Source organism: Aliivibrio thorii (assembly GCF_057368585.1).
The window spans coordinates 164,886-184,381 of record NZ_CM170655.1 but is presented as its reverse complement, the minus strand read 5'-3'; the positions used below and the strand labels follow the sequence as shown (position 1 = coordinate 184,381).

Here is a 19,496-nt window from a genome sequence, read left to right as displayed (position 1 = left end):
AGTGTGTGTCTAATTACCCGAGGTTCTTATGTTCAGTCAACGTCCCGTTAAACCCGCAAAAACCATTGATAATGTATACGGCAGTGCTTTTTATCATCTTGAAGCCAAAGACAGAACTATCGATGAGTTAAGAAAAAAGCTTGTAGCTAAAACGGATAATCAAGAGTGGATTGATACTGTTCTTGAAGATCTCATCGGGCGTGGTTATCTAAAATCAGATAAAAACTTTGCGATTAACTTTGTAGAAATGGCATTTAGTGGCGAGAAAGGCAGTCAGTTTATTTTGTCGAAGTTAAGAGAGAAAGGGATTAATGAATCGGTAATCAATGAGGCTATTTCATACGTCGCTAACCGTGATGAGGTGTGCGAGATAACATTACTTAATAATCGTTTGGCTAATATGAATTTAGACTCATTATCAAGTGATAAACTGTACACCACGCTAACTAAGTATGGCTTTAAATCGTCTGATGTTCGTGAAGCGATAAAGTCTCATCCTGTGGCTTCTATGCTACTGTCTAAAATGCAAATTAAAGCAGATAAAGCCGATCTGGTTAAAGAGATAGAGAAGCTCGCTCGTAAGCTTAAAGGTAAATCTGTTATCAAGCGGGAGCTAAAACAAAAACTGATCGATATCTCTACTTTTGATGAAGAAATTGAAAAACTAGAGATGGACGGTTCGATTGATTTCTATGAAAACTGCCAAGTAAGGTTAGATAAAAAACGCTTTGATTTAAGTAATTCAAAAGATAAGAGCAAAGCCTATGCCTATCTTTATTCTCATGGTTTTAGTTCGGATGAAATTAAAGAGACGCTTTCTAGTTAAAGTTATTGGCACTTAAATAATAGATACCCATAATTGTATATTTCTAAATATTTAACTTTTTGTAAAATAAATATTTATTTCAATGGAAGTAAATGATGTTGTTTTTTACATTGAAAGTAAACCGCTTCGATATTGGGTATTCGTTTGTTCCATGTAGATAGTGTTTTTAGCGAGATATGTCCATTTCGTTTATGTGAACTTGTTATGGTTTTAAATGAGTAAATACGTAATGTGTCCATGTGATTTCCCTATGGAGCGCCCCACAGCAATATCATATAGTTATCGCTTTGGGGCGTTGATTACATTTAGCTAATAATAAAAACAGTGGCAGTGGCGGTTAATTAAAGGTGTATTTATAAGTGATGCCAAAGCGTTCTTCTTGCCCATAGTTATTATCGATCATGTATGTGAATGTACTTAGAGTTTGTTTCTCTGTAATTTTGTAACTCAATCCTCCAAATAGCCACCATGCATCGTAATCATTCGTTCCTTTTGCTGCACCTGTAGCCATTATTAAGGTGAATTTTTGAGTTAATGGTTTTAAGGCAAAGGCACCGGCATACCCACTTTGGTTGTTGGTAGATACCATCATAAAAGTGTCATCAAAAGTTGGGGTTGCTTCATAGCATTTACCCATTGATGAGTTTGTATCACAGACTTCTTCACCATCATTATAGTTATAGCCAATAGTAGGAAATATTTGAATGCCTAACGGTTCAAACCCGAAGTAACTTAGTGGTATGAAGGTGCCAACACTGTAATTTTTTTGGGTATTACCGTTATCGAATTCATTTTTACCAAAGTTAAAATTGACGATCCCTAGGTCAAATAACCATGAACCACCAATACGCCATTCATTGCCATCATCATTGATTCTCACATTGATTTTTTTTACGGGGTCAAAGGCTATCGACCCCGTTAATGACCAGCTATTACTACTGGTATCGTAATTATCGCTATAAGTTAAACCTAATTCAGTGACGACACGGGTTGGATCATCAGGGAGCTTTTTAGTATTCGCTTTTATTGTGCTTGCTGCGTGAGATACGGATGAAGATAAAAGAGACAGTAAAATAAGATGTTTAATATTCATTATGTAGCCTGATAAAGTTGAAAATTAAATCAAAAAACCTACAAGGCATGGATAAGCCATGTAGGTTTAAAGTGATATTTAGACAATATTTATTTACTCTTTCTTTGGATTAAACTTCTCCCTTAACGTTTGCATCGCAACAAAGAATACCGGAGTAAATATTGTGCCGATTAAGGTCGATAAAATCATGCCGCCAAATACGGCATAGCCCAATGAATGACGAGATTCAGCCCCCGCACCAGAAGCAATGACAAGAGGGAATACGCCCCAGATAAAGGCAAATGCAGTCATTTGTACTGCTCTGAAACGTAATCGGGCTGCTTCTTTTGCCGCGTCAATAATTGAGTAACCCTTTTCTTCACGTAATACCTTGGCAAACTCTACAATCAATATGGCGACCTTGGCCGACATCCCGATGAGAATAACAATGCCTATTTGAACGTATAAATCGAACGGCAGACCAAGAGCAAATAGAGTTGCTATTGCACCGAGTATTGCAATGGGTACAGCCATCATTACTGCTGTTGGAATACTCCAACTCTCGTACTGGGCAACTAAGAACAGATAAGTAAATAATAATGATAAGGCAAATGCGATAGGCGCAGCGTTACCGGCTTCTTGCTCTTGATATGTCATACCAGACCATTCGTAGGAATACCCTTTTTGTAATTCATTCTCCGCTAATTTTTCAATGGCATTGACGACATCGCCAGAACTGTAACCTGGTGCAGGAACGCCATTGATTGTTGCAGAGCCGAGTAGGTTGTAGTTCATTAGTGAATCAGGCCCAAAGATAGGTTTGATTTTGACTAATGTTCCTAACGAGACCATTTTTCCAGTATTACTTCTTACATAAAGGTTATTGATGTCATCAGTGCTGTCTCGATATTCTTGTTCTGCTTGTACTTTTACTTGAAAAGAACGCCCGTAAATATTGAAATCAGAGATGTATGCACCACCTAGTTGCGCTTGAAGTGTTTGGAAAATATCACTCAGCGGTATTCCCATTGAAATGGCTTTATCGCGATCAACATCAATGAAGCGTTGCGGTACATTTGCCCTAAAAATAGAGAAGGCACGAGCGACTTCTGGTAGTTGGTTTATTTTCGCGACAAAATCTTGAGTGGTGCGTGCAAGCTCTTGAGGTGTTCGACCTAAATTATCCTCCAGAACAAAGTTGAATCCATCGACAGAGCCCATTCCACGTATTGCAGGAGTTGAAAAGACCAATGCATTAGCATTAGGTATTGAATTCAACATTTGGCGAACTTTATTCATCAAGGCTTGTTGATGTAAAGCTGGATCTTTACGTTGGTCCCAATTATCTAGTTTGATAATAAGCATCCCTGCATTTGGTATTGCCGACATGTTAATCAAAGAGAAACCACTTACAGAGACTACATCTTCTACACCTTCAATTTTTAATAGATCTCGAGTGTAATCTTGAAGAATTGGAATGGTTCGTTGTAATGATGCAGAATCAGGAAGACGCATTTCTACCATGAACGCTCCTTTATCTTCATTCGGCACAAATGCGGTAGGAACAGTACTAAAGGTATAAGCCAAAGTACCAATCAGCGCCATATATACAACGCTGGATAGAAATAAGCGTTTACTCATTATTCCTACAAGAGATTGATATTTCTTTGTTAAAGCTTCAAAACCTCGGTTAAAGGCACGAAGTGGAGCGACAGGCTCACTGTGTTTATCCGTTAAAATCAAACCACATAATGCAGGAGACAGAGTTAATGCATTAATGGCTGAAATTAATACAGAGACACAAATAGTCACTGCAAACTGATTGAACATTTTTCCTGATATACCAGGCAAGAGAGCAACAGGAACAAATACCGCCAACAAGATTAATGTGGTTGCAAGCACAGGTCCTGTAACTTCTTTCATTGCTTCAATGGTGGCTGGAATTGGTTTCATGTGCTTTTCATGAATAATACGTTCTACGTTTTCAACAACGATGATCGCATCATCAACCACAATCCCTATAGCAAGTATTAAACCAAAAAGTGAAATAGTGTTAATTGTCATCCCCATGATGTTCATTACTGCAAACGTCGCAATAATTGAAACAGGAATCGCGATGATGGGAATAGCGGTAGCGCGTAAGTTTTGCAAGAAAACGTAGACGACAAGAGCAACAAGTAATGCCGCAATAATGAGTGTTTCATAAACCTCATCAATTGAGGCTTCTACGTATTCGGTAGAGTCATACGCAATGTTATATTCCAAATCACCTGGAAATGTTTTGCTGTATTGTTTCATTGCCGCTTTAACTTTGCTCATAGCATCTAGAGCATTTGCAGTGGGTAATTGGTATAACGCCATTACCGCAGCTGGTTGGTTGTTTAGCTGTCCATCTGCTTCATATCCTTGTGCCCCAAGTTCGATACGAGCAACATCAGACAATCGAATGATTGAGCCATCTTTGTTTGCTCTGATCACGATACCGCCAAACTCAGCAGTCGTACTCAAGCGTCCTTTTGTTTGCAATACGTATTGATTTTGTTGTTGCTCAGGAGCAGGCATTCCTCCAATCTTTCCTGCGGCAACTTGAATATTTTGGGATTTAATGGCTCCTATAACATCAGTAGAGGTCAGATTTAACGTACTCATTTTATTAGGGTTCAGCCAGATACGCATTGAGTAAGACTTCTTACCTAGCAGCGTAATATCACTCATGCCTTCGAGTCGTTTTAGACGTTCAACCAAATTAAGATCGGCATAATTCGACAGATAAATACTGTCATAAGTCCCTTTTGGTGAGCTTAACGTTACAACGCCCAAGATATCTGATGATTTTTTACGAACTGTTACACCAATTTGTTTCACTTCTGGCGGTAAGGTTGATGTCGCTTGAGAAACTAAGTTATTGACTCGAACTTGTGCCATATCACCATCAGCACCAATACGAAAATACACACGCAGGCTATAGCTGCCATCATTACCAATGTTCGACGACATATAAATCATGTCTTCTACACCATTAATTTTGGACTCTAAAGGTTGTGCTACGGTTTTTTTTACTACGCTTGCATTCGCCCCTGGGTATACTGTATTTACAATAATAACCGTAGGTGAAATTGCTGGGTATTCTGCAATAGGTAAAATCTTCAAGGCAATTAAGCCCATTAACGTCATGACGAGTGAGATTACCAATGCAAACTTAGGTCGATAGATGAAAAATTTACTTAACATAATAGATATCCTAATTTTGCATTATTCTGCCGAAGGTAATTCTTCAACTTGTATGCCAGAACGGATTTTTTGTAGACCTTCAGTTACGATGCGGTCTCCTTCATTTAATCCTGAAATTACTGCTTTATTGGTACCATAAGCTTGGCCGAGAATGATGTATCGTTGTTCAATGATATTCGTATCATTAATTTGCATGACGTAGTCCCCAGCTTGATCTTGCTGAATGGAAGATTGAGGGATCAATAAACCATTAACCGTGCGTTCTTTTAAGCTAATTTTGATTTTCCCAAACTCTCCAGGCATCAACCCATAATCGGTATTCTCAAAAATAGCTTGAACGTGGATAGATCCGGTAGAAGGATCGATTTTATTGCCAACAGCAGAGATCTTTCCATTTTTAGCATAAAGAGAACCATCAGATAGCGTTAAGCGAATATCAAGATTAAGTTTCTTTTTCTTATTTCTTACAATGTCGATAGCATTACGAATACGACGATAAATCTTCTCATCGACATTAAAATCAAAGTTCATCACATCGACTTTTGTTAATGAAACCAAGCTGTTTTTCATTGTTGAACTTGGTGGCAATAAAGCCGTCACTTGCTCTCCAATTTTGTAGCGAGAAAATCCAAGACGACCGGAGAAAGGAGCGTAGATACGAGTGAATTCCAAATCGAGTTGAGCGGATTTTAAAGCGGCTTTTTTTTCTGAAATATCAGCTTTTGCTGATGTGTAATTAGCGATGGCCGTGTCATATTGCTGAGCACTAATGCTTTTATCTTTTATTAATTGTTCGGCGCGTTTTGCATTATTAGATGCCATCTTTAAAGTCGCTTTGGCTTTTTCTAAAGAGGCTTCTGCAGAGTTAACAGTTGCATGAAACTGACGGGAATCAATTTCATACAAGAGTGCGCCTTTTTTTACAAAGTCACCATCGTTAAAATGAATGGCTTTAAGTTCTCCGCCAACGCGAGGAATAATTTCAACGCTACGTGCTGATGAAGTTCGGCCAATAAACTCCAAGTGCGGGGTAATTGATTGTGATTGAATTACAAGTGACTTCACTTTAGGGTGTGAAGCGGTGACTGCTGTAGGTGCTTTCTCTTGATTACAGCCACTTAGAACAAAGGTACTAAGTAAGCTAATAATTAAAGAATTGCTTATTATTTTTTTCATAAGAGGTTCTCGGTTTAAATTTAAATATACATTTAGTTACATTTAAACCTTACTATTATTAAGGTTGTAAATAAGTTCAATTCTTGAGTAGTGAGAGATAGCCCACGGGGATTTAATAACGTTTTTTTAGCTTTTATAATTTGTTTATAAATATTTTTATTTAATTTTTCTGCTTAATAAATTTCCTGTAAATCTGGAAGTTAGGGTATTTCTACGGTTTCAATCGTTACTTTATTTTGAACCAAAGTCGCCATAACTTACGGGGTGATAGCATTGTTTTTTGTACGTTTTCACTGTCTGAATTCCATGTTTCTTGATTATTGATTTGGTACTTTTTTAGTTCTAGTAATTCTGTTTTCTTAAAGACCTTACGGTATAGATATAGCCTAATTTCAGGCGAAGAATGGCACTTGGTAGCCTGAAAAAATAATAGCCAATCAGGGTAAGGATTTGTTTGGTAATAGTTGGTTATCTTTTTTATTAGGAAAACAAAAAAAACAATAATGGTTAAAGCTAACGCTAATAACGCCCAATAAGCCTTTAGCCAAGAAACCAGAGAGTGTTTCACTTGAATAGTTTTACCTTTAAGAAGGAGTGTTTCTGACTGCTGTGTTGTTGTATTCCAATAAGGCATAATAATGCTTGGTAAGGTTATTTCCCCACCATTTTGTAGAATATAAGTTTCAGACTCTTTTCTTAGTGCAGTATGTTCTCCTCTGTTATTCATGTCTTTGAGTTGTACGGGATTAGTATAAGTTAGGACCGCTTTGTCCTGTTGTATAGGGATTAGGGTAGGCAGTAGGATTGCCAGAGAATTAGACGCTTGTAATGATACTTGTCGAGTTACTGTATCCCCAACAGTAAAAATCGGTTTGGCAGATTCTTTTGTTGTTATTTTTGAAGTTAAGATCTCCCAGGTTTGAGTTAATATGGCGTCTGAAGAGACAACCCATTCTTCTGGGGCAGTCATTTTTACTGTTGGTCGTTGTGCTGAGAAACGATGAGGTTGGGTAAATAAAACGCCTTGAATATTTTTCCCTGTAGCTACCGAAACCGTAATTTTAATACCTATAGAGGGTACTATAAATTGCCCTGTTTGCTGGGGAAATAGAGGGATCTCCCAACGTTGGTGTGACCATGTTTGCCCACCTTCCATCTGGCTATAATTGGTTGCTTGTAAATTACGTTGTTGAGCAATAAGGTTTGGGATTGAAATGGTTTCAATTACGGTTCCATCGGTAAACCATCGAGGCGTCGCAATATCAATAGTCAGAATAACAGGTTGGTTAATCGCAATAATGGTCGGTCTTTTCTTATCTGAGCTTGCGTTTTCCGAGCTTAGAAAACTCGTAAGCGTAATTTGATGATTGTTTAGCAATTCTTGCATTGTTGGTAATGCTTCTTCTTTGGCGTAAAGAGGAAAACTGGTTACGAAAAACATAAGTAAAAGTAAAAGGGATGTGTGTGCTCGGCGCATTATTCATTTCCTTTTTTAGAAAGCGTTTGTAGGTGGAATTTGTTTTGTAAAAAATATTTAGGATCAGCTTCTACTCGACGTAACCACTTATCGGCTATTTTCTCATTAGCCAAGATTTGTTCCGCAGAGAGAGTTTGTTTTTTTATCTGAGATTCAAATACTTGCTCGTTAGCACCGTCGGAGGTTTGAGGTTCGTTTTCTGGCAGTTCTTGAGATGGCTCAAGTTCACCTGTGTTGGCTTGGCTTTCACTTAAGCGGTTAATCTCATCAATCATATTTTGTATTAGATTCAGGTTATGTTTAGCAGGCTTGTTGTTTGGATAGCGCTTCACAATGGAGCTAAGTAAATCCCGAGCAGCAATATACTCTCTCTGTCTGGCAAGTGAATTCGCGGTATTAAATAATAAAACCTCGATGTTCGAATCTTCTTTAGACTCTTGGTTATTATTTGTTTGCTGAGTGTTTTCTAATGCAGTTTGAAGATCTGGAATTCCCGCCATGAATGCCGTATAGGCTTGTTGGTATTCTGCTGCATAATAGAACGCGACCCCTTTATGCAATGGGTCTTGATAATGTTGCGCGGCTTTAATATAGTCATTTTTGTTGAAATACCATTGGCCTTGTTGATCTGGAGTGAGCCATAAATCCATCCACCATTGTGTGGTTTTATCCCACATATCTTTCTTGTTATTTTCTTTTTCTGTAGAGTGTGTTGCTGTTGATTGAACCATTTCAGCCAATGTTGAGGGTGAATAAAGTCCAAGACTCCCTATAAGAATAAAGGCGGCGCACCACTGAACTAACCAACCTCGTCTAAACCATAATAGTATGAGTAATAAAACAGGGAACAGCAGAAAATAACCTAAATCTTCCCATGGCATAACGGAATCATTGTTTAATTGCATGTGACGTTTGATTTGATGATTGAGCCAATTTACATCGCTGTTATCAATTGAGATTTGAATTATTTTTCCATGACTCAAGCGCTTTAATTCATTTAAAGAAGCCATATTTAACGGGAAATTACTGGTTCTATTTTCATCACCCACAGCAAGAATAAGTAATTGGTTGGAAGAATAAGTAAAGTATTCCTCAAAACGTTCATAATCTTGTGTGGTTACCCCATTAGTGATTAATACAACCGTCCCTGTGATTTGTGGCTGTTGTAAAGAAGATAAGGTTGAAAACTGCTGTTTGCTTAATGGTAATGCTTTGTAAGCTGATTTTCCTTCTACAGGCATTATTTTAGGGCTAATGGCTGCAAGATACGGTTTAAATACCGCAGAATCTTGTGTTAATGGCATCGCAATATGTGCGGTACCTGAATAAACGATTAACCTTGTTTTTCCACCTTCTCGTAGCGCTAATAAATTTTGGATCTTTTGTTTAGAACGCGTTAATCGATTAGGTAATACGTCTTTTTCAAGCATGGACGCACTCGTATCTAATACGATTAATAATGGCGCTTTATCTTCTCCAAAAGGTGACAGTTCTTTTAGCCATGTAGGGCCTGCACAAATAAGTATGGTAAGCGATAATACAACCGCGAGTAATTTTAAAGGTAGTTGCTGTTTCCATCCCTCATTTCCTACTACTAACGCTTTTTGTAAATGTTCGGGAAGTTGATTTTTCTGGTCGTTTTGCGTCTCTTGTCGCCATTTTAGATAGATAATCACAACAAAAGGAATCAATAATAACAACCATAATGGGCGAATAAAATGAAATTGAACAACCCCTTGTTTTATCAAAAGCCATTGTGTTGAGAGTGAATCAAACATGATGTTCCCCTTTGGATTGATGAGATTTTTGCTTTGCACGTTTACATGACATAAACCCAAAGAAGATCAGATGTATTAAGACTAAAAACATCACAGGGTATTGATGAATACTCTGCTTTGTTCTGTAGGTTGTGCTTTGATAAAGTTGTGGTTCTAATTTGCCAATTTCAGCGTACGCGTTACGTAATTCATTTTGGTTTAGCGCTTGAAATGCTTGACCGCCAGATGCATTAGCAACAGTATTAATAGTATCCATATCAAGAGCTTGTTCTCCTACAGTTTGTGGGTCACCTATTGCAATCATATGTATGCGTACTCCTTTCACTTTCGCTACTTTTGCAGCGTCGATTGGGGGGACATAGCTGTCGGTATCATTGCCATCGGTGAGGATTATTGCGACCTTTTCGCGGGATTTATCGGTTGGTAACGGTTTTTTACTGTCTTCAAATCGTTTAATGGTTAGGCCAATAGCATCTCCAAGATGGGTACTTTTTCCAGCCATTTTTACACGGGTTTGCTCAAGTAAATCGAGCCAAACTTGGTGGTCTGAAGTAAAAGGTGTTTGCATAAAAGCGGCATCACCAAATAAAATTAAACCAAGACGATCGCCTTTTCGTGTTTTAGCAAAATCTTTTAAGACTTCTTTGGCTGCATCTAATCGACTCACTTTTTGACCGTTTTTGCCGGTGAAGTCTTTCTCTGCCATTGATCCTGATAAATCGACGACCACCATGACGTCACGACCTATTTGTTCACGAACTTGAGGTGGACCTAATAAAGTCGGCTTAGTTAAGGCGAGTAAGATTAATACCCAAGAAAGACAAAGTAAGATGCGTTGCCATTTGGCAGGGCTCAATCGACTTGCTTCATCGGATGTAGGGAGCTTTAAAGCATCAACGAGTAGATTGAAAAACGGCACTTTTATCGCAGTCTGTTGAGTGCGATATGAGGGGGTAATACGCGTGATAAGTAAAGGTAAAGGAAGTAACCATAACCACATTGGGTATAGAAATTCGATACTAGACCAAGACAAGTTACTCATTAATTTTCACCTGATTTTTTGAGCTGTATTTTTCTTCCATTGAGTGGTGAATCACCCACTCTCTGAATTGACCAATAAGAACCTCTGCTTGTTCTGGAACAAGGGTGAATTCAGCTTCAGGAAGCCAAATTTCATTTAATGCACGCTTGCTTAATGCATAATGAAAATGCATACAGCGAGACGTTTTGGTTAACACAAAGAACTGCAATAAATCGTCACCTGATTTAGATGCGTTTGCTTTATCTAAATGAACGGCAATATGTTTCATTAAATGAAAAAGCGCGCAAGTTGCTTGGTAAGGACGGTCACTGTTTATTTCGTTAATACCTCTTAATGCTTGGCGGCGGTATCGGTTTTTACGGTGTATTTTAATTACTCTATAAATCACAAAAAGCATAAGAGCACTGAGTAATGTGAATAGGATTTGCCAACCCAGAGTCTGAGGAAACCAAGCGATAGGTTCAGGAACTTGAACATCAATAATACCTTTTAAGGTATAAGTATTTGGAGGGGTATGAGTCATGGTCATTACGATCTCAGTAGATGAGTAAATTGAGTTATGTGTGTTCCTGACGTTGAAATTTCCATGAAAGGTAAGCGTTTAATCGCCATTAAATGACGTAACGTATCGCAACGTTTTTGATGTTCAGTTTGGAGGTGTTGGTTGGCTTTTATTACGTCTCTTTTTTTCTCTAAATTAATCTGATGAGCTCCGTCACTAAACACCCATTTTGAGGTGGGATTGAAAGTAAGAGAGGTTTCCATAGGGTCGCTAATTAACACGCTCAAAACATCATTACTTTTTTGAAGATGCTTGAGTAATGAGGTGTCTTTTTCTGTCATGCCAAGCCAGTCACTAAAGATAATAATGACACTGTCTTTGAGTTTTCTTCGATTAAGCTCATGAAGGGCGTCAGATAAAGAAATAGGGTGGGGACTATTTGTTTTTGTGCTTAATTGCTGGTTAGCGAAAGTAAGCTGTTTGAGATAATGTAATACATCAGCTTGACTGCGTTTTGGTGACATCCATTGTGTATTGTCGTCTTTAATTAGAAACAGTCCCACACGGTCACTTTCTTTAATTACACGCCATGCACATAAGCTCGCAAGCTCTGCAGCAACAACGGATTTCATGGTATTAACGGAAGAGAAAAACATGGTTGAACGCTGATCAACACAAAGAATAATATTGTGATCTTTTTCTTCTGTATACGATCTTACATGAGGTTTACCGGTTCTTAAGGTGACCTTCCAATCGAGGTTGCGAATATCATCACCGAGATTATAATGACGTAATTCTTCAAAATTTAATCCTCTCCCGCGGTAACTTGAAAGATGGCGACCAGAGAGTTGACGACTGGTTTTCAAATGTGGGTAAAGAGAGAAGCCATCAATACGGGCTCTTAGTTTTACAAGGCGAGTATATTCACAGTGGACCCTAGGATCTACTGTGCTTTGAGGTGTCTGAATAGGAGACAAATTATTCATGGTGATAGTTACCCAATCACAACACTATTTAGTAGAACTTGTACGACATCTCTAGCTGTGATGCCATCAGCAAGCGCATCGTAGCTAAGGCTAATACGGTGACCTAGCACAGAATGAGCAACCGCTCTAATATCATCGGGAAGTACATGTTCTCTTGTTTCTAGCCACGCGTGAGCTCTAGAGCATTTATCTAGTGCAATAGAGGCGCGAGGGCTTGCTCCAACCTCAATCCATCGTGCGAGTTGGGTGTGCGGGTAGCGCTCAGGATGACGAGTCGCCATGACTAAAGCGACGATATAGTTTTCTGCAATGTCAGAGACATGTATAAAAAGCAGCTCTTTACGTCCTTCTAAAATAGTTTTTGGATCAATCGTTACGGTTTCTTTTTGTAATTGATTCTCTTGCTCACTTTCTTCATAGCGAACTAAACGAATGATTTCTTTTTCGGCCTCATCATCGGGATAACTCACACTTACTTTCATCATAAAGCGATCCATTTGTGCTTCTGGTAATGGGTAAGTTCCTTCTTGCTCTACTGGGTTTTGTGTTGCGAGTACCATAAAGAGTTCAGGTAAGGTATGGGTGGTATCACTGACTGTGATAGTGCCTTCAGCCATGGCTTCGAGTAATGCTGCTTGTACCTTTGCAGGAGCACGGTTTATTTCATCCGCTAAAACGATGCTGTTAAAAATAGGGCCAGCTTGAAAATGCAGCTGAGGTTTGCCACTGATCTCTTGATAAACCTCTGTACCCGTTACATCAGAAGGCAGTAGGTCTGGAGTGAATTGAATTCGACCAAATGACGCATTTAATGCATGTGCTAGCGTTTTAATTGAGCGTGTTTTTGCCGTTCCTGGTAAGCCTTCAAGTAGGACGTGACCATTGGTTAACAAACCGATAATCAGAGATTTAACGACATGAGTTTGGCCAACAACCGATTGGTTTACATGATTAATTAATTTGGCAACCGCATCTTGAGCTTTGTGCATAATGACTCCAGAAGTATTCATATATTTATTGGTTAAGTGCGTCTTGCTGCTTTTTTAATAAAACAGATAATCCGGTAAGCATAGGGAGGCTTTCATCGAAGAAAGCGCGAATGCCACTGCACAAATAGTTCAATCCAAGTTCACCATCAGGAGATTTTATGAGTCGATTTTTAGGACATTCTCCCCAACATAAATTTAAATAAGGGCAGGCTTTACAGTAGGCAGGAAGACTGTCTCTTTTCGCCATTCCAAAACCATGCTGCCGGATTGAAAAAGCAAATTCGTTTAAGCCACGTTCGTTGATATTGCCAAGCTTATATTCAGGGTATACGTAATGATCACAGCTAAATACATCACCATTGTGTTCCATTGCTAGGCCTTTACCGCAGAACTCGGCAGTCACACATAATTGAGATTCTTTACCCATTACCTGAGCAACTGCGGTTTCAAATAAGTTAACTAACACACGACCTAAATCATTATTAACCCACTCCACAAATACGGTATTTAAAAAGGAGCCCCAGTCATCTGGATCGACAGACCAATCAGTGACGATTGACATTGGGTGTCCGGGTTTAGCTAACTCATTGCTTTTTTCTGGTGTCATTGATTCGTTCCAAAACTGAGGAGCAGTAGTGGCAAAATCTTTAGCTTCAACACAAGGAGTGAACTGAATGTAAGTAGCACCAAGCTCTTTTGTTAAGAATCGATAAACCTCGAGTGGGTGTTTTACGTTATGGCGATTTACGACAACCAGAGCGTTAAAAGGTATTTGATAAGCTTGCAGGCGCTCAACCGCCGCCATTACTAAATGAAAAGTAGGTTTACCACTACGAGTCACACGATACTTATCATGCAACTCTCTTGGACCATCAATTGATAAACCGACCAAAAATCCATGCTCTTTTAAAAATTGACACCATTCGTCATTCAATAAAATACCGTTGGTTTGTAAATCGTTTTCAATCTTCACTCCCGTAGGGCGGTGTTTTTGTTGCAACTGAACAATTTTTCTAAAGTAATCGAGACCGAGTAGAGTCGGCTCTCCACCCTGCCATGAGAAGACTATTTCATGGCCATCTTGACTCTCAATATAACTCTTTATAAAGGCTTCTAAAGTCGCATCATCCATTACGGGTTGTTTTGGTTGGTGAAGCAACTCATCCTTATGAAGATAAAAGCAATATTGGCAATCAAGGTTACATTTTGAACCACCGGGTTTAGACATTACGTGAAATCGACGTTGATAGTCTGTGTTTTTTGTTGCTGTTTTTAATGGAACAACGTCTAAGAACGTTGAATTTTTTACAGAAGAATAAGACATAGAATCACTTATATATTAAAAAGAGAGTGGCTCAGAAATGAGCCACTGCACATTACAAATCATCAATTAAAAATGATTAATCTTCTTTTGGAACAAAACTGCCGGCTTTCATACGAGGCGGGAATTTTTCAAAAGACTTATAGATCTTGCCAGCTTCACGTTTAGCGAGTGCAAGTACATAAGAGCGGTCATACATCCATTTGTCATAGCCCATACCGCCGTCACCACGTTCTAGTGGGTCGACTTTTAAATCAAAGATCAGAGGTACGCGAAGTTTTGTGAATGGGTATCTCCATACGTCTAATCCTGTCTCATGTTCTTGAATCATGAAGTGGAATTTCCAGCGATCGTAACGGATTGCGAGTAAGTCACCATCATCACTCCAGTAAGCAAACTCTTTACGAGCACTTTCTTCTGTTTTTCCAGTGATCATTGGTAATTGGTTATAACCATCTAGATGAACGTTATATTTTTTCCCTTGGATACGTTCGCCTTTTAGAAGGTCTTGTTTAACGTGATTATTACCTGCAGCTGCAAGCAGTGTTGGCATCCAATCTTCTAGTGACATCATGCCATTTATGTTTTTGCCTTTAGGGATATGGTTTGGCCATTTAACCATTGCTGGTACACGGAAACCGCCTTCCCAGCCCGTATTTTTCTCACTGCGGAATGGTGTCATTGCTGCATCTGGCCATGTTGCGATCATTGGGCCATTATCAGTGGTGTAAATAACAATCGTGTTATCTTCAATACCAAGGTCTTTGATTTGTTTTAGTACTTGGCCAACTTGTTCATCGTGTTGAACCATGCCATCGGCATAATCACCTAAACCGGTTTTGCCACGGGCTTTACCATCAATATGAGTATTGTTATGCATACGAGTGGTATTGATCCAAGTAAAGAATGGTTTATCTGCTTTTACTTGTTTTTCAATGAAGGTTTCAGCCATGCCTAAGACTTCAGTATCGATTGTTTCCATACGCTTTTTAGTTAATGGGCCCGTATCTTCGATTTTTCCATCCGCAGACGACTTAATTACGCCACGAGGACCATATTGTTTACGGAATTCAGGATCTTTAGGATAATCGACATTTTCAGGTTCTTCTTCTGCATTTAGGTGATACAGGTTACCAAAGAACTCATCAAAGCCGTGATTTGTAGGAAGCATATCATCACGGTCGCCTAAGTGGTTTTTACCAAATTGACCAGTTGCGTAACCAAGATCTTTCAATAGTGTTGCGATAGTTGGATCTTTTTCGCTAATGCCTTCTGGTGCACCAGGCATCCCAACTTTTGATAAGCCTGTTCGTTTTGGCATTTGGCCGGTGATGAAAGCTGAGCGGCCTGCAGTTGAACTTTGTTGTGCATAGAAGTTAGTAAACTTCACCCCATCTTTTGCAATACTATCGATATTTGGTGTTGAGTATCCCAGCATGTCTTGGTTGTAAGCGCTGATGTTCCAGTAACCGACATCATCGCCAAAGATAACGACGATGTTAGGTTGATCTGCAGCGTGAGCAACAGCTGAAGCTGCACCAAGTGCAAGTGTGCAAGCATTAAGCGCGAACTTCTTTGCGTTGATTTTTTTTACGTTCATAAAATCTCCATAAAATGTAGAGTACGTTTAATTAAAATGGTATTGCGATTAAAATTGGTAGTTATATTCGATACGGTGATCGCCTTTGGATATGTCGGTATATTCATTCCAATTGGCGAAGTATCGGATATTTGAACGTGGATTAATTTGGTAAGATATTGCGAATTCATGAGTTAAAATATCGCTGTTTCCTTTTCCATAGCTGTTTTCTTTATAATCGGTAGAGCCTGATAATGCCGACATGTACATTGGGTTGTAGTTAATCCAAATCTTGTCGGTTAATTGGGCTTTGGCATACATACCAATAAGGGCAAATGTGCCAGGGATGCTATATCCGTTAGCTCCGGTTTGATCGTTTTGAACAGTGACTCCTGCACCCGCAAGAGGGAAGAAGGTAAACATCCCCATTTTAGGTAAGGCTTGTATGATGCTATAAGAACTTGAGAGGGTTTCAGTCTCTACGTCATAAGTCATATCAATTTGATGTCCACTGCCATTCTTCATGTTTGCGCTAAAATTACGAAAACGAAATGAATCAATAGAATCATCAACTGATGGGTAGTCGTCTGAATTTCTTAGGTTAAGCAGCTCTCCGCCAATGCCTTTTATTTCAATTACGTTCATTGCTGTTGTGTCAGCATTACCTGTATCGTAGGTTTGACCTACTTTAAGGTTGATGCCTTTATCTGTTACTCCAAAACCTGCTTGAGTGTAAACCGCTAACGGATCAGACATATCTTGTGGAGCATCCTCAGCAACGCACGATAATGAAAATAGAGGAAGCGAAATTAGTAAAAATGTTTTTTTCATTATTTGCTCTTTTATATTTATCTTAATGAGTCAACGCACATTACTGTTATTGAGTAAGTGCGCAGTAAATATACCAGTGGTAAAGTGTAGATAAATAAGGTCAACTTATGCTGTTACCAAAATTCAATTTATGAATAGTGTTGGTTTTGGTGTTTTATTAGTCCAAAGTGAGTATTAACAAAGTAATGGATCTAAATTTAGTTCGTACGTTTATGGCGGTATACCAATGCCAGTCGTACACCAAGGCATCAGAGTTACTGGAATTAACCCAACCAGCGGTGAGTGCTGCGATTAAACGTCTTGAAACTGAGATAGATAAGCAATTATTTATTAAGAAAGGACGGGGCATAGAGGCAACGTCTAAAGCACATGCGTTAGCGAACAAATTTCAATTTGCTTTAGATACTATTAATGATGCAGTGAATGAGAAAAATACATTATCAGTTTATTGTGCGGAAATTATTCTTCATGCATTAGTAGGAATGGAACAAATCGATTTCTCCGAATCTCCTCGAAGCCAATCAATGATGTTTGAACACCTTAGAGAACAAAAAGTAGATTTGGTATTAGACGTTGTCACTATAAAAGATTCAGCGTTCATTATTGAAGATGTATACACCGAACCCTTAGTTGTTGTCTGTGCAAAAGATCATCCTCGAATTCAAGAACAATTAACGAAAGAAGATTATTATCGTGAATCACATGTGATTTATTCAGGACGTTGGCAGGGGCTTAGTGGGTTTGAACAAATTTCGCAAGAGCCAGTAAAAGAACGGAAAATAGCACTTAGTGTTTCTTCATTATCAAGCGTAATAATGTTCGTCTCTCATGGTGAATCGCTAGGTTTAGTTTCTCAATCATTTGCAAAACGTTGGCAACAACAGCTAGATTTAGCGATTTATCCTTGTCCTGTAAAGTTGCACTTAGCAGATTATAAATTTATTTATCATAAGCGTTATATTAATGACCCCCAGCATAAGAAAGTGAGGCAGCAGATTATTGATAAGTTGAGTAAGAATAAGCCATTAATGGAATGGATGGGGCTCTAAAAAGCCCCTCCGCTCGAGAGAGTTGAGCAGAAGGGCAAAGTGGAAGTATTTATAGCGAATAGAAGAAGTAAATTTGTGATTTCATTCGAATGATAATGCCGCGAATTACATCTAGAAAGGCCATGAAGCCAATTGGTTTTTCACCTGATATCCACGCTAAACCAACCGAGCCAACAGGAATATCATAGCCTTCGCCCTCTTCGAGTTTTAAACGCACAAAGTGGTGCTTATTATTAACGTTTAATCCTGTCGTTTGGCGAACGTTCGTTTCTCTACCCAAGAGGTTTGCTTGTGCCTCTCCTGTGGCTTCAACAATGCCTTCTACCTCCGCAATAAAGACTTTTCCAGGATATACAGCACTTGAAAACTCCGCAGGGCGACCCACTTTGACATTACGAATGGCTTGGTGGTTAACTCGCATTAAAACGTATTTCTCGTTGGTGTACATCTGCATTCGAGGAACCGCGCCAACGTATTGCCCTTCACGAAGAATGAAGTTGGTGACATAGCCATCTGCAGGTGCATAAACCTTGGTATTATCTAAGTTCCATTGTGCCTGAGTGACACTTTCTTGTGCGCTGGCTAGCTCACTTTCTTTTGCCTTTACGCCTAACTTGGCGTTGTCTAAATCTAAAAGGGCTTTTTCATTAGCGAGTTTTGCTTTGTCTAATTGAGCAATAGCACTGGCAACATCGATTTGCCCAATAGATACAAGTGTTCCTTGTTCATCTAATGCGCTTTGAGTAATCGTATTTTTTACTTTACGGTTTTGATCTACGTAGCGCTGTAGCGTGATCTGCTTGTATTTTAGATCTTGTTTTTTAGCTTCAATTTGTTTTTGACTAACCACAATATCACTTTCTGAAGCAGTAATAGCTTGGTGCGCTAGTTTTACATTTTGTTTAGCGACTTCAAGCGCCACTTCGCTGGCTTCTTGTGATACTTCCGCTTTGTTGAGTGCAATTTGATATAACTCATCGTCAATCTCATACACTAATTGTCCCTTTGTTACTTCTTGGTTCGGTTTTATATGAATGGCTTCCACTGTCCCTTTAATCTGAGTACTCGCAGGACGAAGTTGAATGTGTGGCGATTGAACGACAGAACCACCAGATAAGTCCATTGGGGTATAGTTTAATAAACCTGCCCATACAAATAACAACCAAGATCCGCCGCCAATGTAAGCAAAAGCCTGTGTAAATTTATTCCAAGGCATACCTACCATTCGAAGTAGATAAATAAACAGAGCCCATACGGCTAATCCCTCAAGCATTGTTGTTCTCCTCTTGAGTTGATTGCGTTGCAGTTGCTTCTGTTATTGGCGCTTGTGCCTGTAATTTTGAAGTAGGTTGATGCCAAATGTCGCGAATTTTAATTAATGCTTTTTCTGCATCAACAAAGGCACAAATCACGGCTAATACCCAAACCCAATGCCAGACAAAGCCTATCCAAGTGAGGGCGGTAATGAGTCCTATTTGTTGGTGTTGTTTGCTGTGTGCTTTGTTAATTGGTAATTCATGAAGTTTCCAAAAACCATAAGCAAGTGCAATGATACTTCCAATCATAACAACGCTTGCAACAACATGTAGCCCGAGATCCTGACCTGATCCAACAAAGGGCATACTGACTAAACTCAT

17 protein-coding genes are annotated in these 19,496 nt (G+C 39.0%); 2 read left to right on the top strand and 15 right to left on the bottom strand.

All coding sequences use genetic code 11. The features are described 5' to 3' along the window. The first annotated feature begins 28 nt into the window (after positions 1–28). Positions 29–826: a RecX family transcriptional regulator gene (locus tag AC2IP4_RS15050; protein WP_486311033.1), complete on the top strand. Its 798-nt coding sequence runs from the start codon at positions 29–31 to the stop codon at positions 824–826. A gap of 74 nt (positions 827–900) precedes the next feature. Here AC2IP4_RS15050 and AC2IP4_RS15045 read toward each other — a convergent pair whose 3' ends face one another. The 13 genes from AC2IP4_RS15045 to AC2IP4_RS14985 form a co-directional block, all read right to left on the bottom strand. Continuing rightward, a complete protein-coding gene (locus AC2IP4_RS15045) occupies positions 901–1,065 on the bottom strand; it encodes a hypothetical protein (RefSeq protein WP_375320277.1) in 165 nt (54 codons plus the stop codon). A 98-nt stretch (positions 1,066–1,163) separates the two neighbouring features. Further along, positions 1,164–1,919 carry a hypothetical protein gene (locus AC2IP4_RS15040; protein WP_486307655.1) on the bottom strand — a complete coding sequence of 252 codons (756 nt, stop codon included), beginning with the start codon at positions 1,917–1,919 and terminating at the stop codon, positions 1,164–1,166. A gap of 93 nt (positions 1,920–2,012) precedes the next feature. After that, positions 2,013–5,129: an efflux RND transporter permease subunit gene (locus AC2IP4_RS15035; RefSeq protein WP_486311032.1), complete on the bottom strand. Its 3,117-nt coding sequence runs from the start codon at positions 5,127–5,129 to the stop codon at positions 2,013–2,015. A 21-nt stretch (positions 5,130–5,150) separates the two neighbouring features. Further along, the gene (locus tag AC2IP4_RS15030; protein WP_486311031.1) at positions 5,151–6,305 is read right to left on the bottom strand and encodes an efflux RND transporter periplasmic adaptor subunit; all 1,155 of its coding nucleotides are present in this window, start codon (positions 6,303–6,305) and stop codon (positions 5,151–5,153) included. A 226-nt stretch (positions 6,306–6,531) separates the two neighbouring features. Then, positions 6,532–7,782 carry a BatD family protein gene (locus AC2IP4_RS15025; protein ID WP_486311030.1) on the bottom strand — a complete coding sequence of 417 codons (1,251 nt, stop codon included), beginning with the start codon at positions 7,780–7,782 and terminating at the stop codon, positions 6,532–6,534. After that, entirely contained in the window at positions 7,782–9,560 is a 1,779-nt protein-coding gene (locus AC2IP4_RS15020) for a vWA domain-containing protein (RefSeq protein WP_486311029.1), read from the bottom strand. Before AC2IP4_RS15020 ends, AC2IP4_RS15025 begins: the two co-directional genes overlap by 1 nt. Further along, positions 9,553–10,602 (bottom strand): vWA domain-containing protein, encoded by a 1,050-nt coding sequence (locus tag AC2IP4_RS15015; protein WP_486311028.1) that lies wholly within the window; start codon positions 10,600–10,602, stop codon positions 9,553–9,555. Before AC2IP4_RS15015 ends, AC2IP4_RS15020 begins: the two co-directional genes overlap by 8 nt. After that, positions 10,595–11,131, bottom strand: a complete 537-nt coding sequence (locus AC2IP4_RS15010; protein ID WP_486311027.1) for a DUF4381 domain-containing protein — start codon at positions 11,129–11,131, stop codon at positions 10,595–10,597. Before AC2IP4_RS15010 ends, AC2IP4_RS15015 begins: the two co-directional genes overlap by 8 nt. Further along, positions 11,131–12,090, bottom strand: a complete 960-nt coding sequence (locus AC2IP4_RS15005) for a DUF58 domain-containing protein (protein ID WP_486311026.1) — start codon at positions 12,088–12,090, stop codon at positions 11,131–11,133. The genes AC2IP4_RS15010 and AC2IP4_RS15005 overlap by 1 nt, the downstream gene beginning before the upstream one ends. Positions 12,091–12,098: 8 nt before the next feature. Beyond that, positions 12,099–13,079: an AAA family ATPase gene (locus AC2IP4_RS15000; protein WP_486311025.1), complete on the bottom strand. Its 981-nt coding sequence runs from the start codon at positions 13,077–13,079 to the stop codon at positions 12,099–12,101. A gap of 25 nt (positions 13,080–13,104) precedes the next feature. Continuing rightward, a complete protein-coding gene (locus AC2IP4_RS14995) occupies positions 13,105–14,403 on the bottom strand; it encodes an anaerobic sulfatase maturase (protein WP_486311024.1) in 1,299 nt (432 codons plus the stop codon). 76 nt (positions 14,404–14,479) lie between these two features. Continuing rightward, positions 14,480–16,000 (bottom strand): arylsulfatase, encoded by a 1,521-nt coding sequence (locus tag AC2IP4_RS14990; protein ID WP_486307651.1) that lies wholly within the window; start codon positions 15,998–16,000, stop codon positions 14,480–14,482. Positions 16,001–16,048: 48 nt separating this feature from the next. Next, entirely contained in the window at positions 16,049–16,810 is a 762-nt protein-coding gene (locus AC2IP4_RS14985) for a hypothetical protein (RefSeq protein WP_375320289.1), read from the bottom strand. Between the two features lie 185 nt (positions 16,811–16,995). Here AC2IP4_RS14985 and AC2IP4_RS14980 point away from each other — a divergent pair, with 185 nt between their 5' ends. After that, positions 16,996–17,859: a LysR family transcriptional regulator gene (locus AC2IP4_RS14980; RefSeq protein ID WP_375320852.1), complete on the top strand. Its 864-nt coding sequence runs from the start codon at positions 16,996–16,998 to the stop codon at positions 17,857–17,859. A gap of 49 nt (positions 17,860–17,908) precedes the next feature. Here AC2IP4_RS14980 and AC2IP4_RS14975 read toward each other — a convergent pair whose 3' ends face one another. Both AC2IP4_RS14975 and AC2IP4_RS14970 read right to left on the bottom strand, forming a co-directional pair. Continuing rightward, positions 17,909–19,132, bottom strand: a complete 1,224-nt coding sequence (locus AC2IP4_RS14975) for an HlyD family secretion protein (RefSeq protein ID WP_375320290.1) — start codon at positions 19,130–19,132, stop codon at positions 17,909–17,911. Then, a complete protein-coding gene (locus AC2IP4_RS14970; protein WP_375320291.1) occupies positions 19,125–19,496 on the bottom strand; it encodes an MFS transporter in 372 nt (123 codons plus the stop codon). Before AC2IP4_RS14970 ends, AC2IP4_RS14975 begins: the two co-directional genes overlap by 8 nt.